Origin of the sequence: Vibrio sp. L5-1, from assembly GCF_021728315.1 — a bacterium.
GTDB classification, from domain to species: Bacteria; Pseudomonadota; Gammaproteobacteria; order Enterobacterales; family Vibrionaceae; genus Vibrio; species Vibrio splendidus_K.
The window spans coordinates 24,308-37,028 of record NZ_JAKKCQ010000017.1; the positions used below are offsets into that span (position 1 = coordinate 24,308).

Genomic DNA, 12,721 nt, shown 5'->3' on the forward strand with positions numbered 1-12,721 from the left:
TAACCCTTTTCACCTAACAATTTGCGGTTTAATTCGCCAGCGTTCCCCTCTACAATGTGCGACTTGCTTGCCGAAGATGCTTGCTGATTTCATACCTCGATTAGGAACCATAATGACCGCCACTCTGATTGCTGAGCAAATACCAACTCCCGCGAATGATGCGCAAACCATCTTGCAAGATGTGTTCGGCTATCAAAGCTTTCGCGATGGTCAGCAAGAGGTCATTGATTTGGCCGTTGAGGGCAAAGACAGCTTGGTGATTATGCCAACCGGTGGCGGTAAATCTCTGTGTTACCAAATCCCGGCTTTGGTTCGTGAAGGGCTGACTCTGGTTATCTCACCGCTGATTTCGTTGATGAAAGACCAGGTTGATCAGCTGAAAGCTAACGGCGTCGCGGCAGAGTGCATTAACTCGTCAATGCCGCGAGAGAACCTGATCTCGGTCTTTAATCGTATGAACTCAGGTCAGTTGAAAATGGTGTATGTCTCGCCAGAGCGTGTGTTGATGCGTGACTTTATCGAGCGTCTACAAGGCTTACCGCTTTCGATGATTGCAGTCGATGAAGCGCACTGTATCTCTCAGTGGGGACACGATTTCCGACCTGAATATGCTTCGCTAGGCCAGCTTAAACAGTATTTTCCGCATGTGCCTTATATGGCGCTAACGGCAACCGCTGATGATGCGACGCGCAAAGATATTATCTCTCGTTTGCAGTTGGTGGATCCGCATACGCATTTAGGTAGCTTCGATCGCCCTAATATTCGTTACAACTTGGTTGAGAAGCATAAGCCCGTGTCACAGGTGGTTCGCTACCTAGAAACACAGAAAGGCAATTGCGGCATCATCTACTGTGGTAGCCGCAAGAAAGTGGAGATGGTGACCGAGAAGCTGTGCAATAACGGTATTCGCGCTGCGGGTTACCATGCTGGCATGGATACCGACGAACGTGCTTACGTTCAAGAAGCTTTCCAGCGTGATGATATTCAGATCGTGGTAGCGACTGTGGCGTTTGGTATGGGCATCAATAAACCCAACGTGCGCTTTGTGGTGCACTTTGATATTCCACGCAATATCGAATCTTACTATCAAGAGACTGGCCGTGCGGGTCGTGATGGCTTACCTGCTGAAGCGATGATGCTGTTTGACCCGGCTGATATGGGTTGGCTGCGTCGCATGCTGGATGAGAAAGAAGAAGGCCCACAGAAACAAGTTGAGATGCACAAGCTGAACGCGATGAGTGCCTTTGCCGAAGCGCAAACCTGTCGTCGTCAGGTTCTATTGAACTATTTTGGCGAATATCGCGAGAAGCAATGTGGCAACTGCGATATCTGCCTCGATCCACCTAAGCATTTTGATGCGACTAAAGAAGCGCAGAAGGCATTGTCTTGTGTGTACCGTGTCAATCAGTCGTTTGGTATGGGCTACGTGGTCGAAGTGATGCGTGGTATGCAGAATATTCGTGTCCGTGATAATGGCCACGATAAACTGTCTACCTACGGTATTGGCCGTGACCATAGCCACGATTACTGGATCAGTATCTTCCGTCAGCTGATTCACAAGGGCTTGTTGTTCCAGAACATCACTCGTAACTCGACGTTACAGTTAACCGAAGAAGCACGTCCGTTACTGCGTGGTGAGATGTCTTTGGAGTTGGCTGTACCTCGTTTAGATACCGCGGTGCGTAATGCGAAGTCCGATAAACTGAGCAGTAAGAACTACGATAAGAAGCTGTTTGCGAAACTGCGAAAGCTGCGTAAGTCGATTGCAGATGAAGATGGCTTACCACCTTATGTGGTATTCAGTGACGCGACGCTGATTGATATGGCTGAAATCCTACCCACATCTTATGGCGAGATGCTGGCAGTGAATGGTGTCGGTCAACGCAAACTCGATAAGTACGCTGATCCATTCTTAGATTTGATTCAAGAACACATCACTACACACGGCTAATTGCTAGTTTTCAGAAGTGTTTAGCTTATAAAAACGATTAGCTCATAGAAAAAGAATAAGGTTGATAGGGACATGACAACACCAACAGAATTTGGCTTAAGAGAGTATTTGGCTGAGGAAGGGCGTTTATTGATTACGTCTCCAAGTTTTGATTTTGATTCTTACGAAGTGTTAGGTGAAAAGCTGGTGGCGTTACTGTCAGCGTCTGTTGTTGAAAAACAATGGGACGCCGATATGCACTCTTGGTTGATTGATTTTGAAGATTGTCGAATGTTTTTAAAGTCTGAGCATTACAGCGAATCAATTTGGTTTGAGTCGTTAAACGCTGAAGAAAGCCGAGAAGAGTTCGATTATCTCGCGACGCTTTTCAAGCGCGGCTTCTAACTTCAAGCATGGTTTCTAACGTCATTCATCAATAAAAGTGAGGATAAACGTTTGCGTTTGTTCTCACCATTGCAGCCAATATTGATTAATGTATAATCGCCCGCCGCTCAATAGAGCAAATTATAGAAACATTTTTAATTCACATTATTGGTAAGAGCTTTCTTGGATTATTCGAAGAAATGACTCGATTTGGGTTCCCTCACCCCCAAACCAAACTAAAAAGGTACAGCATGAGTAACTTTACCCCTGCGCAACAGCGCAAAGCCCTAGCACTATTAGTTTTGTTCCATTTGGTCATTATTGCGTCAAGCAACTATTTGGTTCAGCTACCTTTTACCGTCTTCGGTATGCACACCACTTGGGGTGCTTTCACTTTCCCGTTTATCTTCCTAGCGACCGATCTCACAGTACGCATTTTTGGCGCGCAGCTTGCTCGTAAAATCATTTTCTTAGTGATGTTGCCTGCACTGGCCGTTTCTTATTTATTGTCTGTGGTTTTCTTTGAAGGTTCATTCCAAGGCTTTAGCCAACTAGGCGAGTTCAACCTGTTTGTTGCACGCATCGCAGCGGCAAGCTTCATGGCTTATTTGCTCGGTCAGATCTTGGATGTGCATGTGTTCAACCGCTTACGCCAAATGAAGCAATGGTGGGTTGCGCCAACGTGTTCGACACTTTTTGGTAATGCCATTGATACCATCGCGTTCTTTGCGATTGCCTTCTACCAAAGCCCAGATCCATTCATGGCTGAGCACTGGACTGAGATTGCGTTGGTTGATTACGGATTCAAACTCATCATTAGCTTAGGTTTGTTCGTGCCTATGTACGGTGTGCTTCTTAATTACGTGGTTAAGAAGTTAACCGCAGTGAACCCTGATTTTAAAGCGACAGGTGTTAACGCTTAAGTTTGAGATTTGTAACACAAAGCATTAATTCAGCGATAGAAAAAGCCCAAGTTAGTCTACTAACTTGGGCTTTTTTAATTTCTAGCGTCAGATACTAATATCAGAGGCATTCAATATTCAATGGCCAGCCAATATCGGTCTGTCTATTCGACTCGATCTCTAGCTCAGCAGCTGTCAGCGGATTGTCTGCTAGCCATTGCTTAGAAAGCGTCAAGGTCAGGTTGTTACCATCAGTTGCAAGCTTAAAATCAGGCTCTAGCGCTGGATTGCGACGGTGGGTCAGCAAAATAGCTAAACGCAGAATTCGTAAAATACGCTTGCTGCTGGTGCCTGAGATTGCATGTTGCTCTGGCAATGAGGTTAACTGTTCACGGTAGCGACGAGTTAACTCACCCAAGTAGTGCTTTTGCGCTCGAGTAAAGCCTGGCAGGTCTAAGTTCTGCAGTAGGTAAGCGCTGTGCTCGCCGCCTTTTTTGAAATCGATGGTTAAACCAATCTCATGAAGCTTAGCTGCGGTTTGTAATAGCACGCCAGCTTGAGGCTCTGAAACCCACTCTTCGGCGCCCGCTTGCTCTAACAGAGTTTGTGCGACTACAGCAACTTGTTCACCGTAGCTTACGTCCATTTGATAGCGTGATTGCACGCTCTTGACGGTACGCGCTCGAATATCTTCTTGGCGAAGTTCATCCACCATCTCGTAGGCTAGGCCTTCACGGAGTGCACCGCCTGCGAGTGTCATTGAATCAATTTCAAGTAGCTCAAAAATAGCGATAAGAATAGAAAGGCCACTTGGGAACACTAATGCACGCTCTAGTGTTAATCCTTCTATTTCTAGCTCTTCCAAGCGCTCGGTAATCATGGCTTGTTTCTGTAGACGCTTAAGCTTGGCATGAGTAATGACTTCATCCATGCCTTGCGCCAACATGATTTCTTGCAGTGCTTGAACGGTACCACTGGCACCAACACACACATCCCATCCAATATCCGTGTAGCTATCTAGAATAGGAGCCAACGTAGACTTAGCCGCTTCAATGGCATTGTTAAAGTTGGTTGCGGTTAATTGGCGATCTTTAAAGTGGCGCTCAAGCCAGGTAACACAGCCCATCTTCAGGCTAGTTAGTGCTTTCGCTGAGAAGCCTTCACCTATGATCATTTCGGTGCTTGCGCCACCTATATCAACGACCAGTCGGCGGCCGCTGCCACCAGAAGTGTGTGCTACGCCTTTATAGATAGTCGCAGCTTCTTCTTCACCAGAGATAACATTGATGTCATAACCAAGGATCTGGTTCGCTTTCTCTAGAAATATATCCACATTGATAGCGGTACGTAGGGTCGCTGTACCCACAATGCGGATATTTTCTTTTGGAATATCTTGCAGTCGCTCTGCAAAGAGACTCAAACAGTCCCAACCGCGCTGCATAGCTTCTGTACTAAGCGCATTATTTTCATTTAAGCCTGCTGCTAAACGCACTTTACGCTTAATCTTAGCCATGGTTTGTACGCTGCCATCGATGTGACGCACAACGAGCATATGAAAACTGTTCGACCCGAGGTCGATTGCAGCATAAAGCGGGGGTGACACTGTTTGACTCATAAGCGACTAAGCTTCCTTGTTATGACGCGGTTGGCGTGGGCGACGGTTCTGGTTTGGTTTACGGTTACCGTTGCGTGGGCCATTGTTGTTTGAGCGGCGTTGTTGCGGGTTACGTGTACGTAAGCGCATCGGTGCTGGCAGATCTTCTAGTAGTGCAGAAGCATCGTAGTCAGACATTGGGATAGCATGCTCAATGTATTCTTCGATTGGTGGCAAGTTGATTGCGTAATCTTCACAAGCAAAGCTGATCGAGTGACCGCTTTCACCAGCACGACCTGTACGACCGATACGGTGAACGTAATCTTCACAATCATCAGGTAGGTCGAAGTTGAATACGTGTGTTACTTGAGGAATGTGTAGGCCACGAGCTGCAACATCAGTTGCGACAAGAAGGTCAACATCACCTTTGGTGAACTGCTCAAGAATTTTTTCACGTTTCTTCTGAGGAACATCGCCAGTTAGCAGGCCTACACGGTGACCATCGGCAGCCAAGTGGCCCCAAACTGATTCACATTTGTGCTTCGTGTTAGCGAAGATGATTGCGCGATCTGGCCATTCTTCTTCGATTAACGTTTGTAGAAGAGCCATCTTATGTTCGTTAGAAGGGTAGAACAGCTCTTCTTGAATGCGGTGACCTGTTTTACGCTCAGGCTCAACAACCACGTGCTCTGGGTTGTGCATGTGCTCGAACGCTAGCTCTTGTACGCGGTAAGACAGCGTCGCAGAGAACAGCATATTCAGGCGATCTTTTGGCTCAGGCATACGGCGGAACAAGAAGCGAATGTCTTTAATAAAGCCCAGATCAAACATACGATCGGCTTCATCAAGCACAACCGCTTGAATGTGGTTAAGGTTAAATACCTTTTGCTTGTAGAAATCGATGATACGGCCAGTAGTACCAATTAAGATATCTGCGCCTTCTTCGATCTTACCTAGCTGCTTGTCGTAGCTTTCGCCACCGTAAGCTAGTGCTGCTTTGATACCCGTGCTTTCAACCAGAGAGTCAGCATCGTTGTAGATCTGAATCGCGAGTTCACGCGTTGGTGCCATAATAATTGCACGTGGCTGGTTAGGCTTACGCCCTTCATGCTCAGGTGTTTTTAGCAGGTGGTTAAAAGTAGCAGTTAGAAACGCAAGCGTTTTACCAGTACCCGTTTGGGCCTGGCCTGCAATGTCTTGGCCGGTGAGCAGTACCGGGAGCGCCAAGGCTTGGATAGGGGTACAATAATCGAACCCTTTTTTCTCCAATCCTTCAATGACTTGAGGAAGTAAATCCAAGTCGGCGAACTTTTGCTCTGTGATATGCGTCTTTTTCATTGCTATAGAATATCAGCTTAAGCTTGCAATACGAAAGTAAATACATTCCAATAGGGCATCTATTTACTGGTTATCATCCAACCAGTTCTAAAAAATACATTGGAGTGGAAGATGAGTGATAAGATTTTGCAGCTAACTGATGACGGTTTTGATAACGATGTAATCAATGCTGCAGGCCCTGTTCTTGTTGATTTTTGGGCAGAATGGTGTGGTCCATGTAAAATGATTGCGCCGATTCTTGATGAAATCGCAAACGAGTACGAAGGCAAGCTCACAATCGGTAAATTAAATATCGACCAAAATGCTGGAACTCCACCAAAATTTGGTATTCGTGGCATTCCAACGCTGCTTCTTTTCAAAGATGGCGGCGTAGCAGCAACTAAAGTTGGTGCATTGTCTAAAACTCAACTTAAAGAGTTCCTAGACGCTAACCTTTAATTAGGTGAGCCTTTGAAAAGAAACCGCGCAGTTAACAAATGCGCGGTTTTGTTTTTTCTAAGCTATGGACTAGTCTTAGTTTTAGTGCTAATTTATCGCACGTTAATTGAACGAATTTCTCTTCTTGGTCGATCCTGTGACCAACTCCTTCTTAACTTAAGAAAACAGATCCTATTTTGACTAAACAAACTTCCACCACTATGAATCTTACTGAACTGAAGAACAGACCTGTGTCTGAACTTGTTAAACTTAGCGAAAGCCTAGGTCTTGAAAATCAAGCTCGCCTAAGAAAACAAGACATTATCTTCTCCATCCTTAAAGCGCATGCAAAAAGTGGTGAAGACATCTTTGGTGATGGTGTTCTAGAAATTCTTCAAGACGGTTTTGGTTTCCTGCGTAGCGGCGACAGTTCGTACCTTGCTGGGCCAGATGATATTTACGTATCACCAAGCCAGATTCGTCGTTTTAACCTTCGCACCGGTGACTCGATTGGCGGTAAAATCCGTCCACCTAAAGATGGCGAACGTTACTTTGCACTGCTTAAAGTAAACACGGTTAACTACGACAAGCCAGACAACGCCCGTAACAAAATCCTTTTTGAAAACCTGACTCCTCTTCACGCCAACGAACGTATGGTGATGGAAGCGGGTAATGGTGCGACTGAAGATATCACAGCTCGAATTCTTGACCTTGCTTCACCTATAGGTAAAGGCCAGCGTGGTCTGATTGTTGCTCCGCCTAAAGCAGGTAAAACAATGCTTCTGCAAAATATTGCACAAAGCATTGCACGCAACCATCCTGAGTGTGAACTAATGGTTCTACTTATCGATGAGCGTCCAGAAGAAGTAACAGAAATGCAGCGCCTAGTTAAAGGCGAAGTAATCGCATCGACTTTCGATGAGCCAGCATCTCGCCACGTACAAGTAGCAGAAATGGTAATCGAGAAGGCGAAGCGTCTTGTTGAACACAAGAAAGATGTGGTTATCCTACTGGACTCAATCACTCGTCTAGCTCGTGCTTACAACACTGTTATTCCTTCATCAGGTAAAGTGCTTACTGGTGGTGTTGATGCGAATGCTCTACATCGTCCAAAGCGTTTCTTCGGTGCGGCACGTAACGTAGAAGAAGGCGGTAGCTTAACTATCATCGCAACTGCACTGGTTGATACTGGTTCTAAGATGGATGAAGTAATCTACGAAGAATTCAAAGGTACAGGTAACATGGAACTGCACCTTAACCGTAAGATTGCTGAAAAGCGCGTATTCCCAGCGATTGATTTCAACCGCTCTGGTACTCGTCGTGAAGAGCTTCTTACTAAGAGCGATGAACTACAGAAGATGTGGATCCTGCGTAAGATTGTTCACCCTATGGGCGAAACTGATGCAATGGAATTCCTTATCGATAAGTTAGCAATGACTAAAACGAACGATGAGTTCTTTGACGCAATGCGTCGTCAGTAGTCTTGATTAGCTGATAGTTATTAAAAAGCGCTGCCTTCGGGTGGCGCTTTTTATTTGCATTTTATAGCGACAGCTTGCAGAATGAGCAAAAGTGTTAAAAGGAAGTTAAAATGCAACATGGACTGTTGTCATCATTACTCCTGTCTACTTCACTGTTACTTTCCCCGGTCGGTATGAGCTATGCCACCGAGATGTCTCCAATTACAGTAGAGTCTTGGCTTGAGAATGATCAAGTAAAACTGAAAACTGCTGAATTACTCGAATTTGTCGTACGTGACGAAGTTAATTCGCTGCGCTTCGCGCTTGAGCGTCTGACATTTCCCCAACAAGAAGTGGCTCGTTACCAACTCTTGAAGAAGCTCGAACAGCAAAAAATTGTCCTCACCCCCAAGATGTCTATCTTCATTGAGCAGCAACTCGCTATCACGCCAACTTACCAAGTTTTAGAGCGTGGAGATGGTTATGAGTTTACGGTACCTGCCTTTAATTACCCTTCGATTGCCAACCGGCTCATCAAACAGTGGCGCCAAGACCAGAAGACGCTGGTGTTTGTGTTAGATGCAGAGAAACAAGAACTCGACCTAAAAGAGTGGTTATCTGGATCTGAGCATCAAGTTCAAACACGAGAAGCATTGTTAATCAGAGAGCTAGACAGTTTGTCTCCTGAAGCGGTTGATTATCTGACTAAGCAACTCACGGCCTCCTCGATTGTTAGCTGGCTACCTTCTACTGAGGTGGTGGTTCGATTAGCGCAAGTGAGCGAAGACCCAGAGGTCTACAAGATTCTATGGCGAATGAAGGCCGATTATCATAGCCAAGCTGAGCTAGTCCGCCTTGCTGAAACCAAACAAGCGTTCGCACTTGAACAAGTAATGGCTGCGACTAAGAACCCTCGTTTGAAAGATGAAGCGATTACTTTGCTTACCAAGGTTAACCCGCTATCAGAAGAGGTGAAGGAGTTTCTTGTCTCTAGGATGGCGATTGCCGATGAAGCGCCATTAGTCGCCCGTGAATTAGCCAAACAAGGTCATACGCGATGGTTGCAAGATCTTGTAAATGATAACCCTCAGGTGAAGAGCTCTTTGATCGAGCAAGCATTACCGTAAAGTGGATTTTGCCTCTCAATAACCACACTAAAAAGGGGGATCTCAGCGTCACCCTTTTTGATATACTGAGCGCAGAATAATCAGCATGTAGAAGTCCTATGAGTTTTAAAGATTTACGTGATTTTATCGACCATCTTGAAAGTATTGGTCAGTTGAAACGCATTTCTCACCCAGTCGATCCAGACTATGAAATGACCGAGATTAGCGACCGTACTCTACGTGCTGGTGGCCCGGCTCTTTTATTTGAAAATCCAATAGGCTATGACATGCCTGTTTTAACCAATCTATTTGGTACACCTAATCGTGTGGCTATTGGTATGGGTCGTCAGGAAGTGAAAGAACTGCGTGAAGTGGGTAAGTTGTTAGCTTACCTAAAGGAACCTGAGCCACCTAAAGGCTTTAAAGACGCTCTCGATAAACTGCCGGTGTTTAAGCAAGTCTTAAATATGCCAGCTAAACGTCTTCGTAAAGCGGCATGCCAACAAGTGATATGGCAGGGTGATGACGTCGACCTAGATAAAATCCCCGTGATGAGCTGTTGGGCCGACGATGTCGCGCCGTTGCTAACATGGGGATTAACGGTTACTCGCGGGCCTAATAAGAAACGCCAAAACTTAGGCATCTATCGCCAGCAAAAAATCGGCAAGAATAAGGTCATTATGCGTTGGTTAGCCCACCGTGGTGGAGCGCTTGATCTGCGTGATTGGATGGAAACTAACCCAGGTAAACCATTCCCAGTTTCTGTAGCGTTTGGAGCAGATCCTGCCACCATTCTTGGTGCGGTTACGCCAGTGCCGGATACTTTATCGGAATACGCGTTTGCAGGCTTACTACGCGGTAGTAAAACTGAGGTTGTTAAATCAATCAGCAATGATTTAGACGTTCCTGCAAGTGCGGAAATCGTGATGGAAGGTTACATCGACCCGAATGAGTTCGCGGACGAAGGGCCTTACGGAGATCATACTGGTTACTACAACGAGAAAGAAAAGCACCATGTGTTCACTATTACTCATGTAACCATGCGCGAAAACCCTATCTACCACAGCACCTATACTGGCCGTCCACCTGATGAGCCTGCGGTATTGGGTGTTGCGCTCAATGAAGTGTTTGTTCCTATTCTTCAAAAGCAGTTTCCAGAGATTGAAGACTTCTATCTACCGCCTGAAGGTTGTTCATACCGAATGGCTGTAGTGACCATGAAGAAGCAATACCCAGGTCACGCTAAGCGAGTGATGATGGGTGTATGGTCTTTCTTACGCCAATTCATGTACACCAAGTTTGTATTGGTGTGCGATGAAGATGTGAATGCACGAGACTGGTCTCAAGTGACCGCTGCTATGTGTGAACATATGGATCCGTCACGCGATAGCCTGATGATAGAGAACACGCCGATCGATTCATTGGATTTTGCATCACCTGTGGTTGGGTTAGGTTCTAAGATGGGCCTAGACATCACTAAGAAGTGGGATGCAGAGTTAGCACTATCGCCAGATGTCGAATCAGCACCTGTAAATAGTGAACATATAGAGGGCAGCTTAGCTGAGTTAACCAAGACTCAACCTGAAATTATTGATATTCACCTGCAAAACGATAATGCCAACATGGTTGTGGTGTCTATTGATAAGCAAGCTGCAGGTAATGGTAAGAAAATCATGGAAGCTGTTTGGTCTCAATTTGATGAGAACAAGTTTGTTATCGTGTGTGACGGCGATGTCAACGTGAGTGATTGGAATGACATTATTTGGGCGGTGACCACAAGAATGGATCCGGCTAGAGATACGTTGTTCCTACAGAATGAAACAGGACACTCAAAAATGGGTCTAGATGCGACCAATAAGTGGGAAGGCGAATGCCTGCGTGAGTGGGGTGTTCCAATCACAAAAGATCCTGATGTTGTTAAAAAGATTGATAGCATCTGGGAACAGCTAGGAATTTCATGAGCTACCAAGTAGTCTTATACCCAGAAAACATCAGTTTTACCGTAGAAAAAGGGCAAACGGTCTTGGATGCTGCGCTCAACAGCGATATCTATTTCCCAAACCGTTGCCAAGTCGGCGCATGCGCGATGTGTATGTGCAGAAAATTAGAAGGGCAAGTGAGTTACCATCTTGAACCCATGCTTACAGAGAAAGAGCAGCAACAAGGTTGGATTTTTGCTTGCCAAGCATTTGCAGAAAGTAATTTAGTTCTAACCTTTGCCGATTAAGGGTTAGTAAGAGGAAGAACATGACTATTAAATGTAAAGTGAAGTCTATCGAGCCTTTGGCTTGTAATACTTACCAAATCCTACTTCACCCAGAAACACCGGTCGCTTTTAAAGCGGGCCAATATCTGATGGTTGAAATGGGCGAGAAAGATAAGCGTCCATTTTCGATTGCAAGCAGCCCTTGTCGCCATGAAGGCGAGCTTGAGTTACACATTGGTGCAGCTGAGCACAATGCTTACGCTTCAGAAGTCGTTGAGGCAATGAAGAAAGCGCAAGCTGAAGATGGCGATATAGCTATTGATGCTCCGCACGGTGATGCGTGGGTTAAAGAAGAAAGCGATCGTCCTCTGTTACTAATTGCTGGTGGTACTGGCTTTAGCTACGTGCGCTCTATTCTCGATCACTGCATCGCGCAGAACAGTAAAAAAGAGATTCATCTATACTGGGGTGCAAAAGATGAGTGTCAGCTGTATGCGAAAGAAGAGCTTGTCGACATTGCAGCAAAACACAGCAATGTGCATTTTGTACCAGTAGTAGAAGAAGCACCTGAAGTTTGGAACGGCCAAACGGGTAATGTATTAGAAGCAATCACGCAAAGTTTCGAATCATTAGCTGATTTCGATATCTACATTGCGGGTCGTTTCGAAATGGCAGGCGCTGCAAGAGACATGTTTACTCAGAATAAAGAAGCAAAGCGTGACCATATGTACGCAGATGCTTACGCATTTATCTAAGAATTCTTTTGGATTTTGAGCGAAAAGAGAGCAGAAATGTTCTCTTTTTTCTGTTTAGGTGAACTATTAGGCAGTTAACCTCTATTTATTCATTTTTTATGAAAAAGTAGTTGCTAAGCTGAGTGGGTTCCCTATAATGCGACACCACTGAGACGGCAGACGCCACAAGGCTTCAGCAACAATCAGTTAGACGGAAAGCGACAAAAAATTAATTTTCAAAAAGTGTTTGACACTGAATGTTAATTCGCTAGAATGGCCGTCCACTTAGAGAGGCTCCTTACTTAAAAGGAACGCTCAACAAGTGAAGCTCTTTAACAATTTAAACCTATCAATCTGTGTGGGCACTCGTTGATGAATATCAAAACGTTATTACTTAGGTAATAGCAGTTACTTCGGTAACAAAATTGATTTCAATGAACTGAGTGACCAATACAAAGTTAAGTTTACTTAATTTTGGCACAGTCAATTCATTACCATTCTGTTGGAATGGTAATAGCTTTAGAATTACATGTTCATCAATCTTTTTCGAAAGAGCGAATGAATATTAGTTTTGAAGTCAGTATTCGTTGAGTCACAAAATCTTAAATTGAAGAGTTTGATCATGGCTCAGATTGAACGCTGGCGGCAGG

11 protein-coding genes are annotated in these 12,721 nt (G+C 45.1%); 9 read left to right on the top strand and 2 right to left on the bottom strand.

Annotation, left to right across the window (positions count from 1 at the left end):
• Nucleotides 1-112: 112 nt before the first annotated feature.
• The 3 genes from recQ (at nt 113) to L3V35_RS24945 (ending at nt 3,237) form a co-directional block, all read left to right on the top strand.
• Nucleotides 113-1,951, top strand: a complete 1,839-nt coding sequence (recQ, locus tag L3V35_RS24935) for an ATP-dependent DNA helicase RecQ (protein WP_004736641.1) — start codon at nt 113-115, stop codon at nt 1,949-1,951.
• A 72-nt stretch (nt 1,952-2,023) separates the two neighbouring features.
• On the top strand, nt 2,024-2,335 hold the full coding sequence (locus L3V35_RS24940; protein ID WP_009848192.1) for a DUF3630 family protein: 312 nt from the start codon (nt 2,024-2,026) through the stop codon (nt 2,333-2,335).
• A 230-nt stretch (nt 2,336-2,565) separates the two neighbouring features.
• A complete protein-coding gene (locus L3V35_RS24945) occupies nt 2,566-3,237 on the top strand; it encodes a 7-cyano-7-deazaguanine/7-aminomethyl-7-deazaguanine transporter (RefSeq protein WP_004736638.1) in 672 nt (223 codons plus the stop codon).
• Nucleotides 3,238-3,337: 100 nt separating this feature from the next.
• Here the strand turns inward: L3V35_RS24945 and gppA are convergent, their stop codons facing one another.
• Both gppA and rhlB read right to left on the bottom strand, forming a co-directional pair.
• Complete coding sequence (gene gppA / locus L3V35_RS24950) at nt 3,338-4,831, bottom strand: guanosine-5'-triphosphate,3'-diphosphate diphosphatase (protein WP_054548413.1); 1,494 nt, start codon at nt 4,829-4,831, stop codon at nt 3,338-3,340.
• 6 nt (nt 4,832-4,837) lie between these two features.
• On the bottom strand, nt 4,838-6,148 hold the full coding sequence (rhlB, locus tag L3V35_RS24955) for an ATP-dependent RNA helicase RhlB (protein WP_004736636.1): 1,311 nt from the start codon (nt 6,146-6,148) through the stop codon (nt 4,838-4,840).
• Nucleotides 6,149-6,259: 111 nt separating this feature from the next.
• Here rhlB and trxA point away from each other — a divergent pair, with 111 nt between their 5' ends.
• The 6 genes from trxA (at nt 6,260) to fre (ending at nt 12,092) form a co-directional block, all read left to right on the top strand.
• Nucleotides 6,260-6,586, top strand: coding sequence for a thioredoxin TrxA (gene trxA / locus L3V35_RS24960; protein WP_004736635.1), 327 nt, complete (start codon nt 6,260-6,262; stop codon nt 6,584-6,586).
• A 200-nt stretch (nt 6,587-6,786) separates the two neighbouring features.
• On the top strand, nt 6,787-8,046 hold the full coding sequence (gene rho / locus L3V35_RS24965; protein WP_029222011.1) for a transcription termination factor Rho: 1,260 nt from the start codon (nt 6,787-6,789) through the stop codon (nt 8,044-8,046).
• A 110-nt stretch (nt 8,047-8,156) separates the two neighbouring features.
• Nucleotides 8,157-9,152, top strand: a complete 996-nt coding sequence (locus L3V35_RS24970; protein ID WP_004736631.1) for a hypothetical protein — start codon at nt 8,157-8,159, stop codon at nt 9,150-9,152.
• 98 nt (nt 9,153-9,250) lie between these two features.
• Nucleotides 9,251-11,092, top strand: a complete 1,842-nt coding sequence (gene ubiD / locus L3V35_RS24975; protein ID WP_017093290.1) for a 4-hydroxy-3-polyprenylbenzoate decarboxylase — start codon at nt 9,251-9,253, stop codon at nt 11,090-11,092.
• Nucleotides 11,089-11,358: a 2Fe-2S iron-sulfur cluster-binding protein gene (locus L3V35_RS24980; RefSeq protein ID WP_017081534.1), complete on the top strand. Its 270-nt coding sequence runs from the start codon at nt 11,089-11,091 to the stop codon at nt 11,356-11,358. The genes ubiD and L3V35_RS24980 overlap by 4 nt, the downstream gene beginning before the upstream one ends.
• Nucleotides 11,359-11,378: 20 nt before the next feature.
• Complete coding sequence (fre, locus tag L3V35_RS24985) at nt 11,379-12,092, top strand: NAD(P)H-flavin reductase (RefSeq protein WP_004736628.1); 714 nt, start codon at nt 11,379-11,381, stop codon at nt 12,090-12,092.
• Nucleotides 12,093-12,721 lie beyond the last annotated feature (629 nt).

Bases quoted from the DNA above. Each gene is read 5' to 3' on its own strand.
- recQ (WP_004736641.1), top strand. From the start codon at position 113: ATGACCGCCACTCTGATTGCTGAGCAAATACCAACTCCCGCGAATGAT.
- L3V35_RS24940 (WP_009848192.1), top strand. From the start codon at position 2,024: ATGACAACACCAACAGAATTTGGCTTAAGAGAGTATTTGGCTGAGGAA.
- L3V35_RS24945 (WP_004736638.1), top strand. From the start codon at position 2,566: ATGAGTAACTTTACCCCTGCGCAACAGCGCAAAGCCCTAGCACTATTA.
- gppA (WP_054548413.1), bottom strand. From the start codon at position 4,831: ATGAGTCAAACAGTGTCACCCCCGCTTTATGCTGCAATCGACCTCGGG.
- rhlB (WP_004736636.1), bottom strand. From the start codon at position 6,148: ATGAAAAAGACGCATATCACAGAGCAAAAGTTCGCCGACTTGGATTTA.
- trxA (WP_004736635.1), top strand. From the start codon at position 6,260: ATGAGTGATAAGATTTTGCAGCTAACTGATGACGGTTTTGATAACGAT.
- rho (WP_029222011.1), top strand. From the start codon at position 6,787: ATGAATCTTACTGAACTGAAGAACAGACCTGTGTCTGAACTTGTTAAA.
- L3V35_RS24970 (WP_004736631.1), top strand. From the start codon at position 8,157: ATGCAACATGGACTGTTGTCATCATTACTCCTGTCTACTTCACTGTTA.
- ubiD (WP_017093290.1), top strand. From the start codon at position 9,251: ATGAGTTTTAAAGATTTACGTGATTTTATCGACCATCTTGAAAGTATT.
- L3V35_RS24980 (WP_017081534.1), top strand. From the start codon at position 11,089: ATGAGCTACCAAGTAGTCTTATACCCAGAAAACATCAGTTTTACCGTA.
- fre (WP_004736628.1), top strand. From the start codon at position 11,379: ATGACTATTAAATGTAAAGTGAAGTCTATCGAGCCTTTGGCTTGTAAT.